Below are 26,508 nucleotides of genomic sequence, written 5' to 3'. Positions count from 1 at the left end.
TAAATAATCCTGTATTTATAGGTATCTGTCTTTTAAGTTGTCAGTAAAACTTGTCTGGTTTTAACCTTAGCCAGTTGGTTAGTGTTCCTATACTTTAGAAGTGTCCAAAGTCTTAATAGTGGTCAGCAGTACCTCTATCTCTTTGTTAACTTGCTCTTTTTGAGAGGCTGATAAATTACCTGCTAGTAGCGCTACCATCTGTTCATAAATTACCTTTAATGCGGAAGGTGGTAGGTTAGCTTTCAGGCTTTCTATGTTTAGTTTGCTGACAGAATCCAGCTTGACTAATGCAGAATCTAACGAGTCATTCTCAAAACTATTTAGACCTGTGACAGAGATTTTACTTCCATCTATACCTGCTGCGATCGCTACTAATTGCAAAAGGTCTTGGTAGGTGTCAATGATGGTTTCCCCATAGGACTTCAACATTGCTTCCTGCTTAACAAAATCCATTTGCTTAGAGACACCAGATTGACTTAGAGCGCCAGTAGAAGATGACACACCACCTGAGCTAACTAAATCTCTTACCTGACCTTCTATGGCCGTTAGAGACTCAGCCATGTGTTTAATAATGTCTCCCTTTGGTTCTGCCCACTCAAATTTCTCTAGCTCAATTACATGCTGTAAACCAGTTGGTAGAGGCTCATCATTTGTATAACTTTGCTCAAGGTCTGAGTCAGGTGTTTGAACTCTTTTGAAGGTGCGCTGAAAATAAGCCAACGTCAGTAAATCATACTTACTACAATCTGTTCTTAGATGCTCAACTGCTTTACTAACTGCTTGGTCAGCAACCCAAAGTTGGTCAGGTAACTCTATTTTGAGAACTGGTACTTGGTTAAAACCATGAGGGATAAGAGATACCAAGCTAATGGTAGTGTCAGCATTAGTCATCTCACTATTAACTTTAGTGATATTACCTTTACCATCAAGCTCCACAATTGCAGAATATTTAGCAATGTAATTAGAGTCAATAATTGTCCACGTGCAGACCTTTCTAGACGCAGCTATAGGGTTAGAATTATCTTCTGATATCTGTCTAATCTTTAGCCAATTTAACTTACCTTTAGACTCACTCCAGTTAATAACTTGAAGTGGGTTATAGGTTACAACATAGGGGCGTAGACCTAACGCTTCCTCTTGTAGTTTGTTAACTGGGGCGACTTCTGATTTAGGTTTATCCACATGGATGAATACCTTTTTGAACTTTAAAAGTTCTCTAAAGATTAAGGTGATTAGATTCTTTTCTGAGCGTCCAGCTAGGTCTGTATCTTCCCTAAAGGCTGACCAAAACTTAGGATTGGCATCTAACCCGTCAATGGTCATAGGGGCATTAGCAAGCTTACTAACCTGCTCATTTATATTTGCGCTAAGAATATTTAAATAGGTAAACTTCTTAAGTCTGGTTTCATAAATTTCATTTTCCTCACCTGGTCTTTGAGGAAGAAAATACCTAATAGCATTCTTGAGTCGGTAGCCGCCTGAAACTAGTAAGTCAATTTCATTTAGCGCGGGTTGAAGCTGAACATACTCAGCATTCTTTGACTCTAGAGTTTCTAGAAGTAATTGATTGGGATACATATATTGTTTAATTTATAAGTTGTTTATTTTGAAGGGTGTTATATAGCCGACCTATGGCGTATCTAGCAGCATCTATGGTGTGGTCTTCTTGGTGGTCTGCTGGTTTATTTACTAACTCCCCTTCTGAGTTAGTAGCCCTATGATAGTCTTCAAATTGAGTTATCAATTCAGTTAAATTAGCTTTGATAAAAAGATTATCTTGATAAAATAAGTTATTAACAATATCATTACTTGCCATCAGTCCTAACTTAGTCCTACTAACCTCTACAGCCTTAGTCATGCCAGGTATATTCTCACGTTTACCTAGTATTCTTGCTGACTTAACTGAACCACCACGGTCATCTGGGAGATAGCACCTATGTACCCTATACTTAATACAAAGTTTGGCCATCTCCTTTAAGAAGACTTCTTCTGGTATAGTCTCCCCAGATTTATTAAGCCAGTAGTCAATTATGTAAAATTGACCTTTACGTTCATTTAATCCAATAACAACTAAACTTGGGTTGCGATCGCCCCAATCTCCCCCAATGTAGTAAGAGAGATTATTAGGTATCTCTGTTATGTAGTGTCTAGAAGAATCTATTTGGTCAAATATTTGTCCATCAAAATCCTCAAAGCTAGCTTGGAACTCTTGCCTATATACTTTAGGCGGCAGTTGAGCTTTAGCTAACCTAAGTCTTGCTATTGGAAAGAAAGGATTATCCTTAGTTCTAAAATGATAGTAAGCCCACTCTGGTAAATCTTTAATCTTCTGATAGAACTTATATAAGGGGTGGCTCTTACCTTTTGGTGTCCCTACTAATGTTGCGGTAGACCCTTCTGTATCTGATAGCGCTGGAAGAATTACCTCCTCCCAAACTATAGGCTTTACATCTTGAAATTCATCTACTGCCGCATAGAAAAACTTAAGTCCACGTAATCCATTACCCTCATCATCGTTTGCCCCTCTTAGAATAATATCAGGCTTATTACCCTTTAATACTATTCTGTATTCAGAGTTATTAATAGACTCTACAAACGGGGCATCCTTTAATAGGGAAACTAGACTTTTCCAATGTACTGCTTTAGCTTGCTTTAATGTTGGCATTATTAGGGCAGCAACAGTAGGAAAATTTGGGTCATAGGGGAGATTACAACTTAAGGCTGCCACTATAAGCCCAGTTCTAAGTAAATGCGACTTACCGAATCTCCTTCCACAGACTAATAACTTAAACCTGCGTTTGTCTAAAAATATCTCCTTTTGTTTAGCATGTAGGTTAATGTTGAAGCTCACAACTCATCGTCTCCCTCAAGTTCCTCTACTTGTGGAGCCTGGGTATCGCCTATGAGGATTGTGTAATTAGCTTGCTGTTGAACCCCATCAGCCCACTCAGCCCTAATAGCTTTAAGAGCCTCAACTGCTGTCTTTAAGTCATGCTTGAGGTAAGAAACAACCTCACCTCGCGCAGATTGGGTTTCATGCAGATAACCATTCTTACCCATAGATACAATCTGTTGTAGCTCTAAGGTGCGGCTTATTTTAGAGTGCAAGTTAACTAGCCCAACTTTGATAGCCAATTCCAAAGTCAAAGCTTCACTCTTCTGAAGCTCCTCAACTTTCTTTTTGAATTTAGCTATTAATGTTTTTAGCTGCTGCTCTGTTAACTCAACCTGAAACTTATTCAGGAAGATGGCTCTAATTTGGGGCTTAGATAAGTGAGGTGAAATTGATAAAAGTAATATTAAAAATTCTCGCTGAACTTGTGTCAGCATAAATGCTTTGTTATTTGTTCCCATAAAAAAAGGTGCCACCTGAAGCACCTAGTAATATTTAGATATCTAACTAATAAATCTGTCCTAAATTAGCTTCATAACCTCACTGGAGAGCAGTTCTAATGCCTCAAGGTATGTTACAGTCATCCAGCTTTCTAAAGTCCCTTGCTGGTTACTGTGGAGGTAGTTGTGGCGTAATATTAACCAAGATGTCTCATTACCTATAAAGTGAAATTCAATAGCTGCCCTGTGTAATGTACCCAGCGTCCATAGAGCTAGCTCAAGGTCAGCAGAATCAAGCTTACCAAATAGAGAATTACCTGGCTTCAGTTCACTTAAATCTTTGTAGAGGTGGGGAATATATTGGTCAACATTATCAAACTCTCCTGAGAAAAATAGCTCTAAACATTCTTCTAAATTTGTAGAATCAATGTAGCTAGTAATAGTAGTCATAATATGTAATCCTTTTGTTTATTTATTAGTAAAATTAATAGTTAATAGTTTGAGATTAAGGTGTCTTCAAATAACCGCTTCCAGTCTCCTTTGCGGTAGGAGTATTCAAGTTCAGTTAGCTGTTGGAGTTTGCGGTTTGTGTACAGAGGTTTATCTAAGTTTGCTCTCTCACTTTCAATAATCTGATTGAAGTTACTATTCATCCAATCCCTTATTTGTTGTCTATCTCTGACTGATAAATCTTTATCATTTATATACTCTTGGATTACTGGTAATATACCCCAGTGATTCCTTTGCTCTGCGTAATCTGAACCATAAAGCTTTCTGAATTTGTAAGATAAAGTTGACTTGGGAATCTTGAATATTTTGGCTATTTTACGAAGGGAATAACCCTTTAAAAATAACTTGTAAGCTCTACTAATTGCAGTACTCATTTAAGTGCCCTATAATTCTCTTTCTATGCTTTAAATAATAGGTGAAGGGTGATAGTAAAAGGTGGGATTAAATTAAAAAATCCCCCTGGTTAGAGGAGGATGAAGTGGTTCTATATAGAGAGAATCAGTTGAGTTTAGTTAAGCTGCCTTAGCGCTCTTTAGAATTGGGAATTGAATAACGTTATCTATCTTGGATTTTCTGATTAACCGCCCAGTTTGATAAGCCTCAACAATAGAAGTGTTTAATCTGTCTACCGTTCTACTACTTACTACACAATTAAACCCTTCTGTTTCTAACTTCCTCTTAAACCAGAAGTGAGATTCAATTGGTGAGTCATTTAGAATGTTATTAATAAGCCTCTCTGTAATCTCCTGAGTATCAATGAAACTTACTTTAACCTTTACCCCAGGATACAAAGTAGAAGCCTTCTCATTGACCTCCTGAATAAGATTCTTAGCTTCCCAACTAATTCCTTTGGGAGATGTGAAGATGAACTCAATTGGTTTACCAGGGAAACGTTCAGAAGCTAACTCAACATACTTTTTAGCAAATAAGGTAGAACGCACATTATCTTCAGAGAGGGTGCGAGATTTTAGCTCATACAATTTGGTAACTTTAGGTAGTCTCTCTACAAAGTCCCATCTTCTATGACTACCTGCGTTAAAACTATCAACTACCGCTACTTCAAACTTTAGGTTGATATTAGAGTAGCCAGCTAATTCCATAATCTTTAATTGTAAGTTTGGTTCAACAATGTGTTGTAATTCACTAGTTGAAGCTACCTCTATTGATTTAGCACCTAATGTTTGGAAGTCTTTAGCGGTCTGTGTTTGTCCTTGGACTAAGTAGCTGTAAGCATGAATCCAATCTCCTACAAATAATGAGTTAATACGTCCTAAAGACTCACCTGGGTAAGCTTCTTGGTATAGTTTCTTGAAGGCAGCTAGCTTTTCACCCTCTAACTTCAAAGCCTCTCCAGGTAAGGATTCTGACGGGGTGCCTTTGGCGCACCTTGTCACCCAATGGGATTTGTAATCATCTGAATCTAAACCTTTAGCTATTGATAACTGAGACATGATAAAGAAGGCTCCATGCTTGCTACCTCTACCAACCCATTTGAGGTTGTGTTTTCTAACTAAGCCGCATAACTCCTCTAAGATGGAAAGGTCAGCTTGAGGTTCAGAAGCGAGAATGGAATCTTTGAGTGGTTGTGTTGTAATAATCATAATGATTTATATATTATGTAAATTTAATTAGGTCTCTTGCAACCTTCTATACATAATATTAACTGACACCCGTATGCAGAATCTGTGCAGGTTGTCACAACAAAATAGCCCCCCCCTATTTTCAGTAGGAAGCTATTAGTTTAATTAAACTTAGCTGGGGTTAGTTGCGGTCAGAGAAATCAGCAAAGTCACGTTGGAAGTCAGTATATGCAGCCAAGTTATCTTCTGTTAACTGAGGCTGTAGCAGTAGCTTTCCTACAAGTAAACCCAAAACAAAGCTGAATAGAATCAAAGTGAAAATAATAAGGGTAATAATAGTAATCATATTAGTAATTAATCTAGGATTTCTGATATTGAATAATTTAGGTTGTTAACAACTTCTAAGTAAAGTTCATCAGCCCAGGTGTCAAACTTGGAAGAGGTGCCATCTTGCAGGTAAAGATTGGTGAGTATAATCTCAGCACTCCTATTTTTATTAAGCTGATACATGATGGCTGCCTTCTCAAGTTTGGTTAGTTTAGATAGACACTGAGAAAGCAGGTCTTGACTTAGCTTAGGTTGAGATTCCTGCAACTCTTTTAGTAGAAGAGGTAAGTAATGACTCATTAGATTTCTTAGCAGCTAGCTGGTCTTCCAAGTGTTCTGTGTGTAAATCTTGAAGGGCTACAGTTGTCTTCAGAGAGCTTAGTAGAGCTTCATCCAATACTTTGTCCACACAGAAACCTAAGAAAGCTAGTGCTAACAAAATAGGAGACGCTGTGAGGATACCTAAAGCAGTAACGGTGAGAATTGCGTGGGAAGTGGTAATCAGTGATGTGGTCTTCATAGTAATGTAAGTTCCTTAATGTTCATGAATTAATAATACTAAAATAACCTTGCATTAACTGGGAGACTGTTAAAAACTAAACTGCTTCTTCTTTGGGAGAAGTTGTCTTAATCTAACCAAGGTAGGGAAGGTAGGGAATGAAGAAACCTGCACATTTTATGTTTACCTATTAAGCAATCTGAAGCTAAACAATATTGTAGAGTGAGCTTACAGTAAGGTTTCTAATTCTGGTACTGTAATTTTATAACTAGACTGATCTGTACATTTTAGATACTCACAATGATTCAGCTAATGAAACCCATGAAAAAGGAGGGGAAAGTCCCTCCTTCAAAATAAATGTTATTATTCTCTTGCTATCACTTAAAAAACTCAATAATACCTGCGATCGCATCCATCTGTCTGGTAGCTTCAGTTAACTATTGAGAATGAGGAAGCAGTTAAAAAATGCTGAATACTTGGTTGGCTTATAGCCTGCGGCGCATGAAGTGCCAAGCAAGACTGCATAAATAATCTAAATCAGAGAGGGCTGTAATAAGTCCTCTTTTTTTAATGTCTACTAAACTGGTTCTCCTTTTGGAGAAGCTGTCTAATCCTCACTCCTCAGAAGTGAGGAGTGCTCTTATAGTAAGGCTTCTGGATATAGTAAAGACCTAAAAGTATTAAGTTAACTTTCTAATTAATGCAGCTATTAATGCTTCTACTTTACTCTCAGATATAGCAATTTCAGTGTCAACTTTTACAGAATAATCATAGCGGTTGTAGGTTAAAGCCCCTACTTGATCTGTTTCAAACCAAGTAGCTTTAATTTCATAGCCCCATTTTTGACTTTCTATCTCTTTAATTAAAAGAGGTAACAACTCATCTTCATCAGAAAAGCTTTCATCTACTACTAACTGTGATCCCTCATTACATATTATTTTTTACCCCTAATGAGTCAGACAAAGGGACAATTTTTAACTCTTTTGTTTTACCTGATAATTTAATGAGCTTTTGAATTAGTGTTATAGCTTCCATAAATTTAATAAAAAACAATCAGTTTAGCATTTTATAGTATACACCCTATAAGTCGTCTCTTTAATGTTCACTGATTGTAGTAATCCTAATGCCTGCGGTGCAATAGAGGATAGATGAGCACCAGACCTCAATATATAAGTTTAAGAGCAGTCCCATTCCTTTTGTATAATAAATACATTCTTATTTACAAGCCCTCCTCTTGGTGAATATAAATTACCCTTAATATAAATACCTGTATTATTTTTAATTATTTTTTTACCTAGTAAAGTCCAAGAGTAACCAATACCATTCTTCCAATTAGGATGAATCTTCTTTGGATTAGGAGCAGAAAGAATATGCGATTGATTACTTTTGGGAGCACAATTTAGCTTTGGTGGAGAACTTAAATTGGATTGGGTCTGTGTTAAACCAGGGCTGGAAATAGTAGTAGAAACTATAACGATGCCTAAACCGATATTTTTTAGTAAATGTCTAAACATAAAATCCCCCAGTAATCAATTGAATTTGTACACAACTTTAACCTCTAATAAAAGAAATTCATTCAGTATAAGCACCAATATTTAACGGCGACAGAGTTAAGTTTTTTTGCTTTTTTTCTACAGCAAATTTATCTTTTAATAGGAAACAACAGAAGACAACTATTCACAAGAAAACAAAATAATAATCATCTAATAGTTAGCTATTAGAATTAGTGCATTATTACCCTATAGATAAGCGTTGTAAACTTTTTAACCTATAAATTCCCTTACAACTTTTTTCTACATTATTAATTTAGGGAAATTCAGGCATCAATTTAAAATAGTTTGGACAATTTTTATATATAGAGAGAAAGAAAAGAAATAAACTAAAGGAAATTATTATGATACCAACTGATTTAATTACTACTAAAAAAGCTGCCAAGTTATTAGGATTATCTGGTTCAGATGGAGTTAGATACTATATTCGTACTGGTAAACTCAAAGGATATAAGAACAGAAGGGGCTATATGTATGTCTCTTTAACTGAGGTTCAGAACTTAACTAAACCTGAGTTTACCGAAGTAGAAATAAATGAAGACCCTGTGGATTTAGACTGGGAACGTCAAGTAATGGAGTGGGTCAACATTGCTATGGAAAATAGTACCTATGATTAATTATTAATCTGCTTATAAAATGCCCCTTTTACTATGGCCATTTATAACAAACTTTGTTACAATATTACGTATAGAGGATAAGCTTTGCAAGGCTGAAAAGAGAGCTAGTTACTCTCCTTCCTCTCTTCCTAAATAACTAAACTTTATATTTTTAAAACTAAATAGACAACTAAATATGGAAGACCACATTAAGAAAATTGATAATTACCAACTTAAGATTACCCAGAAGATGAAGGGTAAATTGGTAGCTAAAGCTTTAGAGAATTTAATAGGTAAAGCTCCTACTAACCAGCAAGTAGCTTATGTATATTCCTTGTTAAGGGTTAGAAACCAGAAGGCACAAGATAATGAACCTAATGATTATTTGCAAATACCAGTTGAATACCTATTTGTTTTAATGACTCCCTTTTCAGTAGAAGATTATAATACTAAACTTAAATTTAAAAAATATATGGCAACTGTTACAAAAGAAACTATAGACCCCTTACTTGAGTTTATTAGTGTTACGGGGCATGGGGAAGGTTATTGTCGCAGGTTTATGCTTGGAGAGGGGCTAATGGAGGAAATTAAAGAAGAGTTGGCTAAGTTGATAAGTGGGGAATATGATGAGTTAGCATTTGCTAAACCTGACCTTAATGTTGGGTTAAAACCTGCTGCTTGGGGTGGTAGATGTCTAAGGTCTAATCAACTTCCTGAAGTAACTAAAAAAGCTTGGGAGAAGTTAAGGGATTCTAAATTTGTATTTGACTTGAATTTATTTAATTCAAGAGAAGGTAGAAAATTCAACAGAAGCCTTGAATTAAGCCAAGACCAACAAGAGGCTTTATTAAGTGCTTTAGATGATATCAGAGAAACTAATGATCCTCAGTATCATGGTTCCTTTTATATCCAGGGGCCTGGAAGACTACATACATCAGGTGGCCCTATGGCTCTAACAAGTAAAATTAGAAAGCACTATGTTAAGCCAACCAACAAAGCCAACAAGGTTATGGAAATGGACTTAAAGTGTGCTCAGTTAATTATTCTTTGTGATATCCTACAAGCCACAGAAACTAAGAAACAGATTCTAAGTATTATTAAAACTGATAGTATTTGGAAGCACATAGGGCCTATCACACTACCCAAAGAAGTTAAGAAAGTAATCATTTATGGTTTCTGTTTTGGAGCCAAAATGAGTGAGCTTCCTTTTCTAGCCACTCAGAAAGCTGAAAAGAAACTAGGGTATAGATTCACTGTAACCAAGGAAATGGTTAATAGTTGCTTTGAGGGTATACTAAAGCCCCTTGTAGAGCTTCGAGATGAATGGTTAGCTGACTTCACCATTGACAAGATTGAAGCTGGTGAAATTGAGAATGTCATCCATACAAATGCCTTGGGTTTAAAGTTTAACCTCAAGAAGGAAACCAGTGAGTACAGAAGTGAAGTCAAGAAAGGTAAAGTTAACAATTCCAAGATTGGTGCCAAGTTGCTATCTCACTTAGCTCAGGGGGCTGAACAATTAATTATTCAGAGAATGATTGGTGAGCAGATAAATGAAAACATCCTTACCTACTCTTATGATGGTTTGAGCTTAGAAGTTGAGCCAGCTAAGGTAACTGAAGTACAGGAAAGATTAACTAGCTGGTTAGCTCAAGAGTTTCCAGATTCTCTATTAGAATTTGAAGTTTACTAAAACTAAATCTAACAAAACTTATAAGAGGTAGCTGAATTAGCTACCCTTTTTTTTTAATTAAAAGGATAGAGTCAAGAAATCACTTCAGTTAACTTTCCACCAAGCAAACTGAAACTACACCTAACTGAAAGGATTGAATATAGAGGAATAGAATTAGTTAACTTTAATAGGGGCCACCATAGAGCAGGTTAGCTTTTTTTACCCCTTAAATTACCAAACTACTACAAGAAAACAGGGAACAGCAACAAAGAACACTAAGTTTATCAAATATCCTAGAGCAATAAAGAAAAGAGTAATAAGATAACTAATAAAATTTTCATGCATTATTAGTATAGTAGATAGCTTACAAGCCTCACACAGTAAAGATTACAGGCTATAAAAATCCTTACAACTTTTTTCTAAGCTACCAGATTTCACTAAAGCACAGCCCTCCTCTCACATCAAGACAACTAAATGAGTTAGTTAATATTGTAACTAACTCATTAAATTAATCATTTAGTATTAAGGTTTCTCAACTGGGGCAGATTCATATTTTATAGTCACCTCTTTTACCCCTGTCTTGCTAGTTCTGGTTACTTCCTCAATAGCCTCTACAGTTCTCTCAAATTTCTCACCAGGGGCAAGTTCTTTTTCAACTGTTTCATCAGTTGTGTAAGTTTTAATGATCTTTGATGGTGGTACTGACATAATTTTCAGATAGGGCTTCTATTTCAAAATAACCTTTTATTATTCCATTTCTTGCAGGGAATACACTGCTGTATGTATATAATATTATACTAAATACTGAGGAGTATCTGGATGTTACCCTAGGTTAGTAGTCACCACTTCAGTTAACTTTTCACCAAGGTTAACAAATGTAGCTGCCGTCACTACCGCCACCTAATCATTGAGACTGCATCTTCTATAAGAGAATCACTTAGTGATCGCACTGGGGGTGATTTCTATCACATACATAGGCTAAATGATGCTTTAGAGTAGGTCAGTACTTAACCAGGTGTGTAGTTATGCAGGAGTCTACATTTGATAGATTAAATGAAAGGATGAAGGGTTTACTTGAGCTTTCTAGTCCTGCCATAGAAGAAACCTATAGTAAGTGGAAAAGCATGAATTCCTACTTACCTCTAGGTACAAATTGGCTTGACCATTATAGTAAGGTAATTCCTGTGTTACAAAATGAAGTAGTAACTTTATGTACTGAAGAAAAGGTGGGTGTAAAATGGATACCAAATTGGATTAATGCTATAAGAGTTAAAGCTTTAAATGAGGTGAATTATGATGAGATTAAAGCGATTATTAAAAATTGGAAGGCTTACTACTTTTAATCAGATAAACTTTAGACTTCTTAGGTAAAGTTTATAGATTTCATAACTCCTAATAATTAGATAAAAATGTGACTGCTTTCAGTATCTTTAATAAAGAGTCCAGCTCATCTTTTACTTCCTGTTTAGATTCTAAAGGCCCGCCTCCATATAAACTAATATCAGTATTACCATTATCAAAAATAAACCTTAAGGCCATGCTCTTATAGTCTTTAGTAGCAACTATGTAAGTTGAGGGTCTATTTGGTAACTGCTCATTGATGGGGTAACTCTCAGTTCCCTTGCTGATTAATAGCCCAAAAATATCTCTACCAAAAACGCGACCATTTGTTTCCAAACACTTTAGGTACTTATAGGTTCCTCTATCAACTATTAGTATGCTGCCTTCAGTCATTTGGATAGCGTTAGTATTCTCAGCAATTTCCAGTTGAATATTAAATGTAGGAAACTTCCTAATTATAGTTTTCTTAGATAAAGTCTCCTCTTTAATACCAAGGCATTTACTAGCCAGAGGTTGAGCCTGAGCAACCATACTATTACTCAATAGAGCTAGTGTTAAGAATACGGGTATTAGCTTGCTCATGTGTAACCCTAGAACAACAATCAAAGCATCCAGTCTACTCTTTAGCTCTTGTCCTTGGTAAACTGGGTGTATAAAAAATTAATATGACAACTGAATATGAGAAGCCATTTATTCAACGCTGCATCTAAATACATGGAGGAGTTGTGCTGCTTCTCTTTTAGAAGAATCACTATAGCGATCGCATCTCAGCAGCCACCACTTTAGCCTACCAATACATCAATCTACATTCCAATACTTCTGTGGTCATCTACACCCGCAGTGCCTCTCTACAGAGTCAAGTTTACCTGAATGACCTAATGCCTATGTTTACAATTACCCCACCTTCAGGGGCCTTGTGGGGTGGGGTAACTAGTTCTCTGCGGATAGAAGCAGTCTACTTTAACAGTAAGCGATCGCTCCTTTCAGCCTACTAATAGAGGAGTATAATTTAACTCAACTTTATTGAGGTAAAAGTTTTGAAGAAACAAATAAGAAAAGAGACACTTGCACAGCTCATAGCCCGTACTGTTATAGATCATCAGCGTTGGGTACAATCAGAGAAAGATAAAGAAGCAGATAACCTTTTCAAAATATACCCAGATAATATTGAGGATGAGGATTCTAATAGTTAGAGTTATTTAATGGAAAGTAGCTTTAAAAGCCAACTAATCTGGACTCCCTCCATATCAACAAATACCCTGATGAGTCAACTACAAGATTAGTTGACTCATCAGGTCATTATTTCTCTAATTTAGCCTTATTTATCCTCTTCAAATTTTCCCCTCATTACATTCCATTGGAGCCTAGTCAATTTTTCAATGAGGAAACTTGTATCCTCATATTTCAATACTGCCCGCGCTAACAGTAATGCAATGTCAGGTTTGTCTGGAAAGTAGGCATCTATCTCATGAAGAGTCTTTATAAATGAATCTATCCGTTCTCTACATTGAAGCAACTCTTCTTCTATTATTTTAAAAATTGGAGTCTCCATTGGTTATCCCTCTTTATTACAAAAAACAAAATTAGTAAGTGGAGTGAGTAGTAGGGTTAATCCCTCCAGAATGCCCTAGAAGGCTCCTTAAATCCTGAAGGATACTAATGCTAACCTAACTAAATTAAAGGCTTCTGAGACTATTCTAATTGTGAGAATTAGAGGGAGCTACATACAACTAAACCCTCAGATTGCTCTGAAGGTATAGGAGGATTAATCTATCGCTGGTCATCCTCTGGAAAGTCTGCGGATTATTCTAGGTGGCTGTGAATTCTAAATCTGCCAACAGTATATGGTTGCACTGTCAAAACCCCTTTTCAATCTTATCGACACATCGCCATGCAGGACTGTAGCTGTTCAAGTTTTTAAGGCTGTCTTACCTATGAAAGTTAGCTATTAACTGTGATGCGTTCACTATTGTTCAAACCTTGGGGTGTAACAGCCTTAGTGTCGTATTGCTGTCCTTTTCCTGTTGGCTGGAAGTATTCCCTTCCCCTCAACTTTCATACCTCAATTATATATTTTTTAGGGTATTTGTCAATAGTTTTATAGGTAAAAAATGTGCAGATATAAATTATTTTTTACTGGTCATTATGCTCATTCAATAATACTTTTACTACTGACGTTAATTAAACAAAATGTTAAAATATAGGTGTATTAAAGCAAATATATATTAATTACTATTATGTCTAACTTAACTATTTCCAATCAGAACGGTATCCAATACTTCACCATCAATGCTACTGGTGAAAGTGGTATGTCACAGTCAGGTTTAGCTAGAGCCTGCGGTGTAGATGAGAAATCAATCAGAAGAATCATTGAGACTGTTCGGACTAAAGCACCCTCTCCAATTCTAGAATCCTTTACTGGTAAGGGTTTAGAGGATTTAGCCCTTCGGACTAACTCAGAATATCAGCAAGCTACTATACTAAAAGACACCTTCTGTGCAGCAGTCTTAACCCACTATGCTCAACAGGGTAGAACTGAAGCTGCTATGTCTCTAGGAGCCTTTGCTGCTATAGGTATTAGAGTTTACATTCAGCAGATTACAGGCTGGGTGGCCCCAGTTGAATCTAACCAACCTAAGTTACCTTCTAACTACCGGGAAGCTCTGTTGGCGCTAGTAGAGGCAGAAGATGAGAAGGAGAGATTGGCTCTCAAGGCTGCTGAAGCTGAAGCTAAGGTAGTTCAGATGGCTCCTAAAGTGGAAGTATACGATGTGATTGCTGAGTCAGGTAAACTCCTTAGCTTTTCTGAAGCAGCAAAGATTATTAATAGCCCTTCACTGGGTAGAAACAACCTAATGCAATTGTTGAGAGATAAGCGGGTACTTCAGATTGGTAATCTACCCTACCAGCAGTATGTGTCACAAGGCTACTTTGAGGTGGTAGAAACAATTACTAATGTAGGGGTTAAACCTACCTGTAAAGTAACTCAAAAGGGCTTAAGTTTCCTAATTAGATTCCTGCAAAAAGAAGGCTACAGAGTCCCCAGCAAGGCAGCATAACTCAAACTAATAACTAACTAAGAAGACCTCGCCGCTAACAACGCTGAGGTCTTTTTGCTGTATATAGATAACTGCTTCTGCTAACAGAGAATCAGTTTACCTGAACTAGCGATCGCTCCTAGTCGCCTAATTTGAAGTTAACCGCAATCTGGGCCGCTACTTGTACCACTTATAGTAATAATAGATAGATAACCTATAAGGAGATAACATAACATCTCAATTAACTCCACTCTACTAAGGGAAGGGGAAAGTAAATCAATCAGTCACCTGGAGTTAGTAAACTAATTCAGTTAGCGATCGCACCTAGTCAACTGAATTAGTTTGCTGTACAGAGTCAACTAGGTTAGTCAGCTATATAATCTGTTGACTTATAAAGAAAAGTGATTGAATCCCCCCTTTATAATAAGGTGAATTTTTAGATGACTTGGAAACTCTAGCAGCCTTATGCCAAGTAGACTCCCTATTTTACTATCCAATCAGCCCTCTCCCCACAGGCTGCTAGAAGGGTCAACACAGCACTGGTACTACATTTCAGGTATCTTTGTAAGGTAGAGAAATGCAGGTTGTTATAGAGCAACATAACTTCAGTTGACTAGTTAGTTATCTCCTCTTCTCTCTACTTTTATTATCTTTAGTAGGGATATTTTATATTTTGATAGTAGATATTATCTATATATGATTTTACTAGGGGCGCTTGAAATAATTTATTGTACTAATTTTGGTTACCTATTAGTAGGGAAGATATTTCACCTTCAGTTAAACCATATATAGCGGCTAATAATTTCACTGACTTTGTCTCAGTGCATCCAAACTGTTTAGCTATAGTTATTGCGGAGGCTAGGGGAATAGTTTGGTGGGTGGAGTTTGTTAATAGGTCTAGTGTAGTTTGAGTGGTGCGCCGCCTTTTATAGGTGGAATCATTCATAGCGGGGGAATGTCCTAAACTCATTGCTCGTTTTTCTAAACTCACACCTGACATTAGACCATGTAAGTTGGATAAGTGCCTGAGAGCATGAGTTTGTGTGAACTTACCCTTTAACCAGGTAATTAGATTATTTCTAGCAGTTTTAGTGTACTTATGTCTTGCTGAAACAGGGTTATTACTATTTAAGGTAAGTTTAGGTAACTGACCTGATTTAATTTCCAGCTTATTAATTAGGTCATTATGTTTAGGTGGTACTAATGGGATAGATAGTCTGTAGCCTGTTTTGGTGGTCGTCCCTAGTAAAGTTTCATTACCAACTACGACCACCATATCTAGATTAGTAGGGTCATTTAAGGCAGGTATAGTTACGCCATCTTTAGTTGTAAAAGGTTGGTCAATATTTTTAACAGCAAATACTTCACTAATTCTCAATCCGTAGACTACCTGCATTGAGAAAACAAATAGCCAAGACTTACGTGACTCAATCCTAAACCGTTTATCATTTGCAGGGACATCTAGTATTTGCTCCCTCATCTGCAAGAAATCATCAAGAGATACACTTTGTAAATCCTGCCTAAACTTAACTTGGGTTGAGTTAATTTTCTCAAGCTCTTTATAGGCATTCTCTTGATTATTAAGCTGGGCTAATTTCTTCATTGCTCTCACACACATTTTGAAGTTCTTAGTTCCCTTCTCCTTTGAGTTAACGACTTGCAGTAGGTCTGTAGTGTTAAAGACTTTATCTAAGGGAAGGCTTTTATAGAACCTCCCATAAGCATCATACCAGCATGATTGGTGAGAAGGATTACTTTTATCCCTTACTCCCTTTTTCCTCACATTATTCCAAAAATAATCCTCTGCTATCTCAATAGCCTGCTTAAAGGTAATTAGGTTATTTTGGATTGTATTTTTAGCGAGAATGGTTTGGTCATACCAACCCCAGAACTCTGTTTCAGTGGAAAAGCTATTTAGAGCCTCAGCCACCTTAGTAGCTTTTTGGAGGGCTTCAACCATCCCTACTTGAGTAAATGTGCACCCACAAGCTTTAGCTACCCGCTTACTTCCTAATTTAAACTGGAGTAGTATGTAGGTACCATAAGGTTTGGTTTCTCTTTTCAGCCCAACTCCTGAAGGGGTCTGTTTTTGAACATGCTTAAATAAAGCTAGTAAGCGTTCAAAGCCAATTAAATTGCCTGAAGACTCGTCTCTCATTTATCTCTCAATAATGGGTGGAACCATTGAGAGATATGAGGGAGAACCCTTATTTTAGGGATTTTTGGCGTAATGGAGGCTACCGTTGAGCTAGTCACCCACACGAATAACAATCATAGCACAATTTCTGAAAATTTAGCTAGTGCCGTGTCCAAAAAACGAATTAAAAGGGGAATTTGACGGTGAAGGTGGTTTGACCTGCTGCACTCTCTACATAAATTGAGCCGCCTAAATGTCTGACCATTTTCTGCACTAATGCCAATTCCAGCCCCGTGCCGCTATGTTTCCAAGGATCGTGTTTGGAAAGGTGATAGAAAGGTTCAAAAACCCGTGAGAGTTCATTGCTGGTAAGCTCTATTCCCGTATTGGTAATATTAAGCTCGATCGCATCCTCGATCAAGTGAGCAGAAACTGCGATCGCTTCCCCGGCTGGGGTGTATTTGCAGGCATGGTTGAGCAGTTCGGTGACAATCCGCTCTAAATCAGTGATATCTGTCTCCAAAGGTGGCAGCGCCCGATCGACAGTCAGGTTTAACTGCTGTCGCTGACAGTTGGTGAGGTCTCGAAAAGACTCGATAATCGGGTGAAGCCAGCTTTGAAAGTCAATGGCAATCAAGGTTGGGGGATCGGGTTCGGCTTCGAGATATGTGAGTGTGAGTAAGTCGTTAATTAACTTGCTTTCTCGTCCACACTCGTTATGCAAAATCTGCAAGAGTTGCGGCACTATTTCTATTTCTGATATTTCTGCTGGTGTGAGGACACTTTCAAGAGTTTGGACTGCAAGGCTGATGCTGGTTATTGGTGTCCGCAGTTCTTGGGATAAAGTTCTGAGAAATTGGTTTTTGAGCCGATCGCCTTTTTCTAGTTCTTTTACCTGTGCCTGGTTTTGTTTGTAAAGTTGGGCTTGACGAATAGCGATCGCACATTCATTTGCAACCTGTTGCATTAGCTCAATTTCAAATTCGTCAAAAGCCTCTTGCGATGCTCTTGTCAACCAAATATTTCCCAAAATCCCTTGAGGATCGAAAATTGGACAAGCCATCTGGGACATAACTAACAAATTTGGTTGCCATTCCGGGGCCATTTCCAAAAATTGCAATGGTTGTTTTTGCAACAGGGGCTGATAAACCTCAAGATAATCTGCAATCTGTTTAGTTAATCCTTGACATTGAGGTAAGTTAATGGTGTATTCGTAAGTAATAGTAACTAGGGTTTGGTCAGCGCTGTAGAGTTCGATTTGGCAACGGTCAAGGTTTAGTAACTGTGCTAATTCCTGGGTGAGTGTCTGCAAAACCTGAGTTTCATCCACACTGTCGCGGATTTGTTCTGTCATCCGCCGCACCAAGGCTTCAAAGTTTCGCACCTGCTGCAACTGATTGAGATGCTTCTGTTTTTGCAACTCCATCCTGGCTTTGAGATCCTGGAGTTGCTGATGAAGTTCTGTCTGTTGGACAGCAATGCCGATTTGAGTTGCCAACTGCTTGAGCAAGTCAGTTTCTGTTTGCTGCCATTGATGCGATTCACGGCAAGGCTGGGCAATCAACAGCCCCCACATATCTTGCTCTTTAAAAATCGGTACGACGAGATTGGCTCTTATCTGCAAAGATGCGAGTAAATCTATATGGCAAGGATGCAACCCGGCTGCATAAATATCTTCGACAATTTGAATGCAACCTTGTTCGTACTGTTCTGGATGTTTGCCACCCAAGCAGGGATCGGTGAGGTTTTTGCCTAATAGGGGATCGCTAGTAGCTACAGTTGATTCGGCAATGATTATTCCACTGCCATCAGCCTCGAAACGATAAATCAACACGCGATCGCAATTCAAAAACTGCCGCAGTTCAATTGCTGTTTGATGCAGAATTGTCTCTAATTCTACAGATTGGTGAATTCGCCCAGCGATCGCTTCTAGCAGTTGCTCTCGTTCAACCTGGAGTCCAACTACTTGTTCTGCTTGCTTGGCAGGAGTGATATTAGTACTAGTACCAATCAATCGATAAACCTTGGAGTTAGCATCCTTGAGTGGGGTGAGAGTCGTACTCCACCAAGTAGGAACTCCCTGGAATTGCAAACATTGTTCATAAGAAATAGTTGTGCCGAAGCTTACGCAGTCAGCATAATGTTGACGCACCTTGGCAGCATCGATCGGGGAGAGAATATCCTCTGGTTTTTTGCCCCGGAGATCGTCTGAGCGAATCCCTATCCACCGCTCATGAGTGGGATTAAGGGCTACATATCGAAAATCTCCATCCTCCAGAACATCAACTACAAATATTGATGCTTGCACAGAATCGTACATACTTAGTAGAAATTGCTCGCTACTAGTTTTTTCATCTACTTCTGTGCCAAAGAGAATTTGAGGTGGTGATAATTTTGTCAACTCCATAGTTGATTCCACTGGATTTATATTCATGCGAGAGTCCCACTCTTGTATTACTGACTCTTCTAGGCGCTCTCTTATGGTTATGCTTGTAGTAGATGCACTTTAGCGCCTATAGCAAAGCATTGTCAGCCGTTGCTCATCGAAATTTTGATCTTTCTCTACTTCTTATCAGAAATCTAGGAAAGCTAATAGGAGTCAGCTTAACAAAATCCTGCTTTTTGAAGGTGGAAATACATTTGCAGGTGAGGGCAAACTTTCTGGAATTTATTTTTAACAGTTTTTTAAGATTGTTGCATATATCTAGGTGCAAACCTGAGTATATATCAATTAAGTTTATAATTCTTCATAAAGTGAGTAAGAAGTTACGTAGGTGTAGCCCTTCGGCTGCGCTCAGGAACCACCCGCCCCAGGCATCGCAATTTGTGAGCATTGATTCCTGTGAGGATACCAACCAGTAACCAAGTGGTGGCTAATCCCATAACTTCGCCTAAAAATAACCGAGTTAACTGATGCAAGATCATCCCCACAGCAGAACCTACGGGGACAGCAATAGTCCAACTTGCTCCAGAGACAAATATCCATCGCCACGCTAGAGGCTGGGGAATTGCTAACCATTGTGCTAATCCAATCCCCAAGCCGCCAAATGCTCCATAAACCGCGCCTGACAAAATTCTCAGAGGAAAAATCTGAGTGCTAGGTACAATCCAACCCACAGCACCAATACCGATCGCAGTAATGATACTCCAACCCAAAAGACTTGACAAAATCCACCTGATACAAAATATAGGTTGTTTAAGGAGACAACCTTGAGGAAATGCGATCGCAAATCCGCCAATAGCCGCCTCTACCACGCCAATATCTGGCTTTTCGCCGACTTCAATTAAGAGTAAACTCAATAAAAATCCGCCAAAAGTAGCTAAAGTCCACAGCAACGTAAAGCCAAATCTAGTATTTTTAGGCGCGAATGGCATCAAAGTTTCTTTGGTTTGAATAGTCTGACAGTTGTAGCATTAAACATCTCAAAAAAACCTTTGCGTCGCTGTTGTGGTGATTCCGGTACAATGTAACCCCACAGACTCTCCCAATAGAAAAAGGAGATACCATCAAAATTGCGATCGCGCACTACCTGAACCTGTTCTCTAACTTGCGCCATTTTCACCGGATTACCTACCGTTCCTGTTGATATCCCAATACTTACAGGAATTAGACTTTGAGCCAATTTTATCGATGATTGTTCCAGTTGAGCGATAAAAGAGTTTTTGTCATTTCGATATACCTGTAAAATCAACTCATTAACTAAACCTTTTTTTATCCAATTTTCCCAATCTTGCAAATAGTATTTGTAGGCAAAAGCTTGATAGTTAGGAGACAAAGATATTCTAACTTTGGGTTTAACCGCCTTCACAGCTTGATAGATTTCTGCCATGAAATCAGTAATTTTATCTGCTCGCCAACGCATCCATTCTGAGTTAAAAGGGTCGGTAGGGGGACTTTTGCCTTGATGTTCTTGCTGGTAGAGTTCAATAGTGAAGCGATCGTAGCCGAACTGTACAGGCATCCCAAAATGGTCATCAAGTTGAATACCATCCACATCATAATCCCTAACTACTTCTAAAATTAACCCTTGAATAAACTCTTGTACTTGTGGATGTAAGGGATTCAACCAAGCTTGTTTAGTGATTAAAAGATTGTCGATTTCTTCTGGTGGGACATCTTGAATAGAATTTATACCTTCTTGCCCAATTGTCAACCAGTCAGGATAACGCCTTGCTAATTGTGAATAATGCGGTGTCATGAACCCGTATTCAAACCAGGGAACGACTCTCAAACCTTTATTTTTGGCAAGTGTTACTATCTTTGCTAAAACATCCTGTCCACCGTGCATGAAGTTGAGCAAAGGTTGAGTTTCTGAACCTGTAGTCATTAGGGCTACAGCACTTTTATAAAAAGTATGTCCTCGGTTCCAAACTACAGGATAAATTGTATTAAAGTTGAGAGCCGATAATTGATTTATAGCACGGTTAATACCCCAAGGGACAAATAGTACACCACTAGCAACATTAGTGATCCAAACGCCGCGAATTTCTGTAGTTAAAGGACTTGTTTTTTGGGAATAAACTGGCACTGAAGAGACTAAAGAGAGTGAAAAAACTGTTAAAGTGACTACTAATCCCAAACACAGCAAGTAAGAAACACAACGGCGAGCAAACCGATTCATTTGTAAGCGTGACCTAGTGCGATCGGAATATATATAACTACAAAATAAAGTTGTAATCCTCCGGATGATGTAAAGAAATAATGATTCAGAATTCAGGAGTCAGAACTCAGAACTCAGGAGTTAGAGGTCAGAATAGTTGAAGCAATACGGAGCTATTTTGGTCATGAATATACTTAACGATACCAAAACCTAATAAATTGGGAATTCAAATTCCTTAACCCCTAACTCAATACGGTTCAGTACAAAATTGTGGTTTTTTGAGACGCGATAAATCGCCGTCTCTACAAGTGTTTTGATTTTATCTTAACTGTATTGACTCCTGACTCCTGATTCCTGACTCCTGACTCCTGAATTCTTTCTTCTTAAAATCTTTCCACACCTTCAAATTGTTTGAGTGCCGATGCATTTGCTGCTTCACCACAAGTGCGTGGTGTGGGGAATATCTTTTCTGGATTTGCTAAACCTTTAGGATTAAAAACTTGTCGCACCCATTGCATAGTTTCTAAATCAACTTGGCTAAACATCTGTGGCATATAGCACCTTTTCTCTGCACCGATGCCATGTTCACCAGAAATACTACCACCGACTTGAACACAAAGTTTAAGAATTTTTCCACCCATTTCTTCCACTTGCTCTAATGCACCAGACACAGAATTATCATAAAGAATTAGCGGATGAAGATTGCCATCGCCAGCATGAAAAACATTAGCAACACGATAACCGTATTGTTTACTTAATTCCTCAATTTCATGTAAAACATGAGGCAACTGAGTCCGGGGAATTACACCATCTTGTACATAATAATCTGGGCTTAAATGTCCAGCCGCAGCAAAAGCCGCTTTGCGTCCTTTCCATAATTTTAAACGAGTTTCTGGGTCAGTAGCAGAAGTGACATTCCGCGCCCCATTCTTTTTACAAATTTCGGTAACTCGCTGCTTATTCCCTGCGACTTCAACTTCTAAACCGTCAATTTCTATTAGCAAAATAGCAGTAGCATCGCGGGGATAACAATTAGTTGCTACAACATCTTCAACTGCATTGATACTGAAGTTATCCATCATTTCCATACCACCAGGAATAATCCCAGCGCTGATAATGTCAGAAACAGTTGCCCCAGCAGCTTCAATGCTAGTAAAATCTGCCAATAATACACAAATTGATTCTGCACTTTTGAGAATTCGCAAAGTAATTTCTGTGGCAATTCCTAAAGTACCTTCTGAACCAACAAAAACACCTGTTAAATCATAACCAGGCATTTCTGGGATTTCTCCACCTATATCGATAATTTCCCCTTCTGGCGTGACAATTTTTAATCCTAAAACGTGGTTAGTGGTGACTCCATATTTGAGACAATGTACGCCACCAGAATTTTCGGCAATATTGCCCCCAATAGAGCAGATAATTTGACTGGAAGGATCAGGAGCGTAGTAAAAACCAGCACCACTTACAGCTTGTGTTACCCAACTATTAATCACCCCTGGTTGTACAACTGTCCGTTGATTTTCCAAATCAATGCTGAGGATTTGCCGCATTAAGGAAGTTACAATTAAAACGGAGTCTTCTAATGGTAAAGCCCCGCCAGATAAACCAGTACCAGAACCGCGTGCGATGAAAGGGATAGAATATTGGTTGCATATTTTCACAATTTGGGCAACTTGTTCTGTAGTTCTGGGTAACACCACCACAGCCGGACGTTGGCGATAACCAGTTAAACCATCACATTCATAGGTAATGAGTTCTTCGCGGCGTTGCACCACACCATTTTTGCCAAGGACAGCCTCGAATGCTTTGATAATGGGTTTCCAGTTGCGTTGTTTTTTATCTTGAGTAAGCATAAAGTTCAAAGTAGATAACTATAGGTTTCTCAGAGTGAAAATTATTTATTTAAATAAATTTCAAACCAGATTGAGAGATTGCAATTTGGATTGGAGGTATTTTGCTAAACTAATTACATGATATAAAAGCAAGACTGCATTCATGCTCCACTATCATATAAAAGTTCAGAAATAAACCTTCCCATTTTGTCAATAATGTATCCTTGTCTTTCCCCAGTTTCAACCAATGCCTTTCCTTCTCGAAAAGGATAAGCGTTATTAAACTGAGGAGCAATGACTAATTGACCAGTGGTATTGATAAAGCCCCACTTGCCTCGTTTTTTGACTGGTGCCAGCCCCTCTGAAAACCAAGAAACATCATCAAACTGAGGATAAATGATGAATTGACCACTGGTATCTATAAAGCCCCACTTGGTACTAAAGCTCCAAAAAACACGTTTTGCAACCCCTGCTAACCCTTCGGAAAAATTCCAAGCTTCATCAAACTGGCAAGGAATGACAAATTTGCCATCGGTGTCTATCCAGCCATGCTTGCTACCAATTTTTACTTTAGCTAGCCCTTCGGAAAAATCCCAAGCTTCATCAAACTTTAGAGAAATGATAATTTCGCCATTGGTGTTGATGTAGCCACACTTATCACTAATTCTTATTCGCTTTGGTGGTACTACAGTAGATGGCGAAGGTGTGATAATTACTGTGGGGTATACCGAAGACTGCATAAGCCGAGGTTGTGTCTTGCCCAAAGCTTGATTCAATGCTTGTAAAACTTCACTAGCATCTGCATAGCGCTGGCGGAAGTCATACCGCACCATTTTATTTAAAATCTCTGCCAGTGTCTCACTTACTTGAGCGTGATTTTGCCAAATCACTTCTTCATTGTTGTCTGTGGGAAGTAAATGTGGTTGTATACCAGTCAGCGCTTGAATTGCTGTCATTCCCAAGGCATAAACGTCACTTTGGAGTTTAGGCTTGCCTTGTGCCTGCTCGCTTGGCATATAGCCTAGAGTACCAATAGCAACTGTATGGCTAGTTTGACCTGATATAGTGGCAACCTCCTTTACAGCCCCAAAGTCAATCAACATAAGTTTGCCACTGTACCTGCATCGCATAATATTTGGAGGCTTGACATCCCGATGTATGACGTTGTTCTGATGGACAAACACTAGTATTTCTAGTACTTCGCATAGCATTTCCATGACATAAGCTTCACTTAGCTGCTTGCCAAAAATGATTTCTTTACCTAAGTCTTGTCCGTCGATAAATTCTTGGATGAGATAAAATGCACTATTTTGCTCAAAATAGGCAAACAGTTTAGGAATTTGGTTGTAGCTTTGTCCAAGTCTATATAGTATTTCCCCTTCTTTCTCAAATAGGCGGACAATTTCTGATTGTATTGCTTGGAGTTTCAGTTGCTTAACAACACATTTCGGCTTGGGGATGATGGGTATATCTAAATCTTCAGCTAGATAGGTTTTGCAAAATCCCCCTACTCCCAATTGTTGAATAATTTTGTAACGCTGCCGCAATATTTGTCCAATCATCGTGCTGATGCTACATACCTTCTTCTTTAAATTTTGACACGACTTACGCAATTATTGTGAGTAAACGAGTACGCATCCTTCGGTCTCTATCAATTAATCTAGAAATAACGCTCTTAGATACTGGATAAAATCATGGTTCAGCAAGTTCTAATCAATGATGATGATTACTATGTGCCAGATGCCAACCAGCTAGTCACTGAAGATGATACACCTGTGGACAATTTTGCTTCTGCTAAACAACAACGCCTTTTAGTGAGTTCTCTTTACAGTTCTCTACAAAGCCAGACTTTTTTAGCTGAAGCTAATGTGGGCATTTATTACACAGACCTTCAGCCCCCCATTGTACCTGATGTTTTTCTCAGTTTAGATGTTCAAGTACCTGAAAAATGGTGGGAAAAACAAAATCGTTGTTATATGGTTTGGCGTTTTGGCAAACCTCCAGAAGTCGTAATTGAAATTGTCTCTAATAAAGAAGGTGATGAACTGGGAAAAAAACTTAAAATTTATGAACAAATGCGGGCTAGTTACTATATCGTATATGACCAGAATCAGCAATTAGGAGAAAAAATACTACGCGTTTATGAACTTAGAGGAAGGCGCTACTTTGAAACTTCAGAAAATTGGTTAGAACAAGTTGGTTTAGGTGTAACTTTGTGGGAAGGGAAATTTGAAGATAGACAAAATACTTGGTTACGCTGGTGCTACCAAGATGGTAATGTTTTACTGACTGGAGATGAACGTGCCGAACAGGAGCGAGAACGTACCGAACAGGAACGAGAACGTGCCGAACAGGCAGAACAACGTAGCCAATTGCTAGCAGAAAGGCTACGTGCTATGGGCGTAGATCCCGATAGTCTTTAGGACACGCACTGCAAAGACGCAAAAAATCTTTGCGTCTTTGCATGAGTAAAAAAAATCTCACGAACTTGTGCAAATTATAAACTTATTTATACGATGCCAAACCTTCTCTAATAAATCAGGATCATCTGCATCAAACCATTCAATTTGTGGATAGGCTCGAAACCAAGTACGTTGTCGCTTGGCAAATTGTCGCGTATGCAAAATTGTTAATTCTTTGGCTTGAACTAAGGAAATATCCCCAGCCAAATATTGTTTAATTTCTTGATAGCCCAAAGTATTCAACAAAGACAAATCAGCGCCATATTTTTGACAAAGATACTCCACTTCAGCAACCAAACCATTTGCTATCATTTGCTCAGTACGCTGTTGAATCCGAGCAAGCAACTTTTCAACATCGCAATCTAAACCAATTTGCAAAATCGGATAATTGGGCGGATTCTCCCCTTGCTGTTCTGAAATGGGATAACCAGTGACATAATATACCTCTAAGGCTCTTAAAGTTCGCACTAAATCATTGCCATGAATCTTTTGTGCTGCAACGGGGTCAACTTGTTGTAACATGGCGTAGAGTTGTGGTTGACCGAGAGATTCAAGCTGCGATCGCAATTCCATTTGTGGTGCAACTCTCGGAATTTTCATCCCTTGGACAATGGAACGTATATATAAACCAGTGCCACCAACTAAAAACAGTGGGGTAACACCAACAGAAGCAATTAAAGCTTGTGTTTGCTGCTGATAGTCTGCTACTGTCATCATATCTGCTGGCTCGCAGATATCTATTAAATAGTGTGGCACCAATTTTTGTTCAGCTATAGTTGGTTTTGCCGTCCCAATATCAAACTCACGATAAACTTGACGAGAATCAGCACTGAGAATTACAGAACCGAACCGCATTGCCAAAGCCAAAGCTAAACCCGATTTACCCGTTGCCGTCGCCCCACAAATCACAATTAATTTAGTCATTTGTCATTAGTCATTTGTCATTTGTTATGGGGCATTGGGTATGGGGAAAGGGAAAGGGGTAAGGGGAAAAGGGGAAAGATTAAATTTATTCCTTTTCCCTTTA

At 38.4% G+C, this 26,508-nt stretch carries 25 protein-coding genes; 6 read left to right on the top strand and 19 right to left on the bottom strand.

Annotation, left to right across the window (positions count from 1 at the left end; all coding sequences use genetic code 11):
- Positions 1-87: 87 nt before the first annotated feature.
- The 9 genes from RMX98_RS25485 to RMX98_RS25445 form a co-directional block, all read right to left on the bottom strand.
- Positions 88-1,578: a hypothetical protein gene (locus RMX98_RS25485; RefSeq protein ID WP_322680104.1), complete on the bottom strand. Its 1,491-nt coding sequence runs from the start codon at positions 1,576-1,578 to the stop codon at positions 88-90.
- A 7-nt stretch (positions 1,579-1,585) separates the two neighbouring features.
- Positions 1,586-2,665, bottom strand: a complete 1,080-nt coding sequence (locus RMX98_RS25480) for a hypothetical protein (protein WP_322680103.1) — start codon at positions 2,663-2,665, stop codon at positions 1,586-1,588.
- A 182-nt stretch (positions 2,666-2,847) separates the two neighbouring features.
- Positions 2,848-3,369 (bottom strand): hypothetical protein, encoded by a 522-nt coding sequence (locus RMX98_RS25475; protein ID WP_322680102.1) that lies wholly within the window; start codon positions 3,367-3,369, stop codon positions 2,848-2,850.
- 45 nt (positions 3,370-3,414) lie between these two features.
- Positions 3,415-3,783 carry a hypothetical protein gene (locus RMX98_RS25470; protein WP_322680101.1) on the bottom strand — a complete coding sequence of 123 codons (369 nt, stop codon included), beginning with the start codon at positions 3,781-3,783 and terminating at the stop codon, positions 3,415-3,417.
- Between the two features lie 41 nt (positions 3,784-3,824).
- Positions 3,825-4,217, bottom strand: coding sequence for a hypothetical protein (locus RMX98_RS25465; protein WP_409881605.1), 393 nt, complete (start codon positions 4,215-4,217; stop codon positions 3,825-3,827).
- Between the two features lie 138 nt (positions 4,218-4,355).
- Positions 4,356-5,444 carry a hypothetical protein gene (locus tag RMX98_RS25460; RefSeq protein ID WP_322680099.1) on the bottom strand — a complete coding sequence of 363 codons (1,089 nt, stop codon included), beginning with the start codon at positions 5,442-5,444 and terminating at the stop codon, positions 4,356-4,358.
- Between the two features lie 553 nt (positions 5,445-5,997).
- Positions 5,998-6,270: a hypothetical protein gene (locus tag RMX98_RS25455; RefSeq protein WP_322680098.1), complete on the bottom strand. Its 273-nt coding sequence runs from the start codon at positions 6,268-6,270 to the stop codon at positions 5,998-6,000.
- A 659-nt stretch (positions 6,271-6,929) separates the two neighbouring features.
- The gene (locus RMX98_RS25450; protein WP_322680097.1) at positions 6,930-7,127 is read right to left on the bottom strand and encodes a hypothetical protein; all 198 of its coding nucleotides are present in this window, start codon (positions 7,125-7,127) and stop codon (positions 6,930-6,932) included.
- Between the two features lie 297 nt (positions 7,128-7,424).
- On the bottom strand, positions 7,425-7,763 hold the full coding sequence (locus tag RMX98_RS25445) for a hypothetical protein (RefSeq protein WP_322680096.1): 339 nt from the start codon (positions 7,761-7,763) through the stop codon (positions 7,425-7,427).
- 380 nt (positions 7,764-8,143) lie between these two features.
- On the opposite strand from RMX98_RS25445, the gene RMX98_RS25440 reads away from it, so the two are divergent.
- On the top strand, positions 8,144-8,416 hold the full coding sequence (locus tag RMX98_RS25440; RefSeq protein ID WP_322680095.1) for a hypothetical protein: 273 nt from the start codon (positions 8,144-8,146) through the stop codon (positions 8,414-8,416).
- Positions 8,417-8,591: 175 nt separating this feature from the next.
- Complete coding sequence (locus RMX98_RS25435) at positions 8,592-10,088, top strand: hypothetical protein (protein ID WP_322680094.1); 1,497 nt, start codon at positions 8,592-8,594, stop codon at positions 10,086-10,088.
- A gap of 501 nt (positions 10,089-10,589) precedes the next feature.
- On the opposite strand, the gene RMX98_RS25430 is transcribed toward RMX98_RS25435, so the two are convergent.
- Positions 10,590-10,775 carry a hypothetical protein gene (locus RMX98_RS25430; RefSeq protein ID WP_322680093.1) on the bottom strand — a complete coding sequence of 62 codons (186 nt, stop codon included), beginning with the start codon at positions 10,773-10,775 and terminating at the stop codon, positions 10,590-10,592.
- A 317-nt stretch (positions 10,776-11,092) separates the two neighbouring features.
- Between RMX98_RS25430 and RMX98_RS25425 the strand changes: the two genes are divergently transcribed.
- Positions 11,093-11,410, top strand: coding sequence for a hypothetical protein (locus tag RMX98_RS25425; protein ID WP_322680092.1), 318 nt, complete (start codon positions 11,093-11,095; stop codon positions 11,408-11,410).
- Between the two features lie 49 nt (positions 11,411-11,459).
- Here RMX98_RS25425 and RMX98_RS25420 read toward each other — a convergent pair whose 3' ends face one another.
- The gene (locus tag RMX98_RS25420; RefSeq protein WP_409881823.1) at positions 11,460-11,990 is read right to left on the bottom strand and encodes a hypothetical protein; all 531 of its coding nucleotides are present in this window, start codon (positions 11,988-11,990) and stop codon (positions 11,460-11,462) included.
- Between the two features lie 455 nt (positions 11,991-12,445).
- On the opposite strand from RMX98_RS25420, the gene RMX98_RS25415 reads away from it, so the two are divergent.
- A complete protein-coding gene (locus RMX98_RS25415; RefSeq protein WP_322680090.1) occupies positions 12,446-12,601 on the top strand; it encodes a hypothetical protein in 156 nt (51 codons plus the stop codon).
- A 125-nt stretch (positions 12,602-12,726) separates the two neighbouring features.
- Here RMX98_RS25415 and RMX98_RS25410 read toward each other — a convergent pair whose 3' ends face one another.
- Positions 12,727-12,960, bottom strand: coding sequence for a hypothetical protein (locus tag RMX98_RS25410; protein WP_322680089.1), 234 nt, complete (start codon positions 12,958-12,960; stop codon positions 12,727-12,729).
- Positions 12,961-13,645: 685 nt separating this feature from the next.
- Here RMX98_RS25410 and RMX98_RS25405 point away from each other — a divergent pair.
- The gene (locus RMX98_RS25405; protein ID WP_322680088.1) at positions 13,646-14,467 is read left to right on the top strand and encodes a phage antirepressor KilAC domain-containing protein; all 822 of its coding nucleotides are present in this window, start codon (positions 13,646-13,648) and stop codon (positions 14,465-14,467) included.
- Positions 14,468-15,179: 712 nt separating this feature from the next.
- On the opposite strand, the gene RMX98_RS25400 is transcribed toward RMX98_RS25405, so the two are convergent.
- The 6 genes from RMX98_RS25400 to RMX98_RS25375 all read right to left on the bottom strand — a co-directional run bounded on the left by RMX98_RS25400 (position 15,180) and on the right by RMX98_RS25375 (position 24,581).
- Positions 15,180-16,604: a hypothetical protein gene (locus tag RMX98_RS25400; RefSeq protein WP_322680087.1), complete on the bottom strand. Its 1,425-nt coding sequence runs from the start codon at positions 16,602-16,604 to the stop codon at positions 15,180-15,182.
- A 163-nt stretch (positions 16,605-16,767) separates the two neighbouring features.
- Positions 16,768-19,017 carry a GAF domain-containing protein gene (locus tag RMX98_RS25395; RefSeq protein WP_322680086.1) on the bottom strand — a complete coding sequence of 750 codons (2,250 nt, stop codon included), beginning with the start codon at positions 19,015-19,017 and terminating at the stop codon, positions 16,768-16,770.
- A gap of 332 nt (positions 19,018-19,349) precedes the next feature.
- Positions 19,350-19,958 carry a hypothetical protein gene (locus RMX98_RS25390; RefSeq protein WP_322680085.1) on the bottom strand — a complete coding sequence of 203 codons (609 nt, stop codon included), beginning with the start codon at positions 19,956-19,958 and terminating at the stop codon, positions 19,350-19,352.
- Positions 19,958-21,205, bottom strand: coding sequence for a glycoside hydrolase family 10 protein (locus tag RMX98_RS25385; RefSeq protein ID WP_322680084.1), 1,248 nt, complete (start codon positions 21,203-21,205; stop codon positions 19,958-19,960). Before RMX98_RS25385 ends, RMX98_RS25390 begins: the two co-directional genes overlap by 1 nt.
- A gap of 362 nt (positions 21,206-21,567) precedes the next feature.
- Complete coding sequence (gene glcD / locus RMX98_RS25380) at positions 21,568-23,040, bottom strand: glycolate oxidase subunit GlcD (RefSeq protein WP_322680083.1); 1,473 nt, start codon at positions 23,038-23,040, stop codon at positions 21,568-21,570.
- A gap of 140 nt (positions 23,041-23,180) precedes the next feature.
- Entirely contained in the window at positions 23,181-24,581 is a 1,401-nt protein-coding gene (locus tag RMX98_RS25375) for a WG repeat-containing protein (RefSeq protein WP_322680082.1), read from the bottom strand.
- Positions 24,582-24,713: 132 nt separating this feature from the next.
- Here RMX98_RS25375 and RMX98_RS25370 point away from each other — a divergent pair, with 132 nt between their 5' ends.
- Positions 24,714-25,442, top strand: a complete 729-nt coding sequence (locus RMX98_RS25370; RefSeq protein ID WP_322680081.1) for a Uma2 family endonuclease — start codon at positions 24,714-24,716, stop codon at positions 25,440-25,442.
- Between the two features lie 57 nt (positions 25,443-25,499).
- Here RMX98_RS25370 and miaA read toward each other — a convergent pair whose 3' ends face one another.
- Entirely contained in the window at positions 25,500-26,405 is a 906-nt protein-coding gene (miaA, locus tag RMX98_RS25365; protein WP_322680080.1) for a tRNA (adenosine(37)-N6)-dimethylallyltransferase MiaA, read from the bottom strand.
- Positions 26,406-26,508 lie beyond the last annotated feature (103 nt).

Origin of the sequence: Nostoc sp. DedQUE02 (assembly GCF_034531035.1) — a bacterium.
GTDB lineage: Bacteria > Cyanobacteriota > Cyanobacteriia > Cyanobacteriales > Nostocaceae > Nostoc.
The sequence above is the reverse complement of the archived record's forward strand: the minus strand, read 5'-3'. Positions and strand labels throughout refer to the sequence as shown.

Coding starts and splice junctions, on each gene's coding strand:
- RMX98_RS25485 (WP_322680104.1), bottom strand. CDS start 1,578: ATGTATCCCAATCAATTACTTCTAGAAACTCTAGAGTCAAAGAATGCT.
- RMX98_RS25480 (WP_322680103.1), bottom strand. CDS start 2,665: ATGCCAACATTAAAGCAAGCTAAAGCAGTACATTGGAAAAGTCTAGTT.
- RMX98_RS25470 (WP_322680101.1), bottom strand. CDS start 3,783: ATGACTACTATTACTAGCTACATTGATTCTACAAATTTAGAAGAATGT.
- RMX98_RS25465 (WP_409881605.1), bottom strand. CDS start 4,217: ATGAGTACTGCAATTAGTAGAGCTTACAAGTTATTTTTAAAGGGTTAT.
- RMX98_RS25460 (WP_322680099.1), bottom strand. CDS start 5,444: ATGATTATTACAACACAACCACTCAAAGATTCCATTCTCGCTTCTGAA.
- RMX98_RS25455 (WP_322680098.1), bottom strand. CDS start 6,270: ATGAAGACCACATCACTGATTACCACTTCCCACGCAATTCTCACCGTT.
- RMX98_RS25445 (WP_322680096.1), bottom strand. CDS start 7,763: ATGTTTAGACATTTACTAAAAAATATCGGTTTAGGCATCGTTATAGTT.
- RMX98_RS25440 (WP_322680095.1), top strand. CDS start 8,144: ATGATACCAACTGATTTAATTACTACTAAAAAAGCTGCCAAGTTATTA.
- RMX98_RS25435 (WP_322680094.1), top strand. CDS start 8,592: ATGGAAGACCACATTAAGAAAATTGATAATTACCAACTTAAGATTACC.
- RMX98_RS25430 (WP_322680093.1), bottom strand. CDS start 10,775: ATGTCAGTACCACCATCAAAGATCATTAAAACTTACACAACTGATGAA.
- RMX98_RS25425 (WP_322680092.1), top strand. CDS start 11,093: ATGCAGGAGTCTACATTTGATAGATTAAATGAAAGGATGAAGGGTTTA.
- RMX98_RS25420 (WP_409881823.1), bottom strand. CDS start 11,990: ATGAGCAAGCTAATACCCGTATTCTTAACACTAGCTCTATTGAGTAAT.
- RMX98_RS25410 (WP_322680089.1), bottom strand. CDS start 12,960: ATGGAGACTCCAATTTTTAAAATAATAGAAGAAGAGTTGCTTCAATGT.
- RMX98_RS25405 (WP_322680088.1), top strand. CDS start 13,646: ATGTCTAACTTAACTATTTCCAATCAGAACGGTATCCAATACTTCACC.
- RMX98_RS25400 (WP_322680087.1), bottom strand. CDS start 16,604: ATGAGAGACGAGTCTTCAGGCAATTTAATTGGCTTTGAACGCTTACTA.
- RMX98_RS25395 (WP_322680086.1), bottom strand. CDS start 19,017: ATGAATATAAATCCAGTGGAATCAACTATGGAGTTGACAAAATTATCA.
- RMX98_RS25390 (WP_322680085.1), bottom strand. CDS start 19,958: ATGCCATTCGCGCCTAAAAATACTAGATTTGGCTTTACGTTGCTGTGG.
- RMX98_RS25385 (WP_322680084.1), bottom strand. CDS start 21,205: ATGAATCGGTTTGCTCGCCGTTGTGTTTCTTACTTGCTGTGTTTGGGA.
- glcD (WP_322680083.1), bottom strand. CDS start 23,040: ATGCTTACTCAAGATAAAAAACAACGCAACTGGAAACCCATTATCAAA.
- RMX98_RS25375 (WP_322680082.1), bottom strand. CDS start 24,581: ATGATTGGACAAATATTGCGGCAGCGTTACAAAATTATTCAACAATTG.
- RMX98_RS25370 (WP_322680081.1), top strand. CDS start 24,714: ATGGTTCAGCAAGTTCTAATCAATGATGATGATTACTATGTGCCAGAT.
- miaA (WP_322680080.1), bottom strand. CDS start 26,405: ATGACTAAATTAATTGTGATTTGTGGGGCGACGGCAACGGGTAAATCG.